The sequence below is a fragment of the Streptomyces sp. NPDC002386 genome, from assembly GCF_053593175.1.
On record NZ_JBSFBX010000042.1, the window covers coordinates 1 to 1,322 of the forward strand.

At 64.0% G+C, this 1,322-nt stretch carries 1 protein-coding gene; it reads left to right on the top strand.

What is annotated here, in order from left to right; all coding sequences use genetic code 11:
• Positions 1–191: 191 nt before the first annotated feature.
• The gene (locus ACWCPN_RS34800) at positions 192–986 is read left to right on the top strand and encodes a PIG-L deacetylase family protein (RefSeq protein WP_363182188.1); all 795 of its coding nucleotides are present in this window, start codon (positions 192–194) and stop codon (positions 984–986) included.
• The last annotated feature ends 336 nt before the right edge of the window (positions 987–1,322 follow it).

The following is a 1,322-nucleotide window of genomic DNA, read 5'->3' on the forward strand; positions in this document are numbered from 1 at the left end:
CTCTCTTCCGGGCGCTATCATGCCATACCGCGAAAGGTTTTGCGCCATTCGATGGTGTCCGGGATCTCGACGCTCTCCCTTATGCGACTCCTGCATTAGGAAATTAATACGACTCACTATAGGGGAATTGTGAGCGGATAACAATTCCCCTGTAGAAATAATTTTGTTTAACTTTAATAAGGAGATATACCATGGGCAGCAGCCATCACCATCATCACCACAGCCAGGATCCGGGGGACGAAAACCTCTATTTCCAGTCGGACACACTCCTCGAACTGCCGGACGACTTCAGCCGCGTGCTCGCGATCGTCGCCCACCCCGACGACATCGAGTTCGGTGCCGGGCCCGCCGTGGCCCAGTGGACCGCCCAGGGGCGCGAGGTGGCGTACCTCCTCGTCACCCGGGGCGAGGCAGGCATCTCCGATCTGGAACCGGCGCAGTGCGGGCCCGTGCGCGAGGCCGAGCAGCGCAAGGCCGCCGCGGAACTCGGCGTGCACGAGGTCGACTTCCTCGACCACTACAACGACGGGACGATCGAGTACGGGCCCGGCCTGCGCCGCGACCTGGCGCGCGCCGTCCGGCGGCACCGCCCCGAACTCATCGTCACCTTCAACCACCACGACACCTGGGCGTCCGGCGCGTGGAACACCCCCGACCACCGTGCCGTGGGTCTCGCCGCCCTGGACGCCGTCGCCGACGCCGCCAACCGCTGGATCTTCCCCGAGCTGCTCGACGAGGGACTCGAGCCGTGGCGGGCCGGCAAGGTGGCGATCGCCGGCTCCCCGCACGCCACGCACGCCGTGGCCGTCGACGACGACTCCCGCGACCGGGCCGTACGCTCCCTCGCGGCCCACGACCGCTACCTCGGATCCCTGAGCGACGACCCGCCGCAGGAGCGCGCCCGGTTCATCCTCGGCGACCTGCTCGCCGCCACCGCGCCGCGGTTCGGGGGCCGCGACGGTGTCGCGTTCCAGATAGTGGGTTAACATTTAAGTAAGTACTCGAGTCTGGTAAAGAAACCGCTGCTGCGAAATTTGAACGCCAGCACATGGACTCGTCTACTAGCGCAGCTTAATTAACCTAGGCTGCTGCCACCGCTGAGCAATAACTAGCATAACCCCTTGGGGCCTCTAAACGGGTCTTGAGGGGTTTTTTGCTGAAAGGAGGAACTATATCCGGATTGGCGAATGGGACGCGCCCTGTAGCGGCGCATTAAGCGCGGCGGGTGTGGTGGTTACGCGCAGCGTGACCGCTACACTTGCCAGCGCCCTAGCGCCCGCTCCTTTCGCTTTCTTCCCTTCCTTTCTCGCCACGTTCGCCGG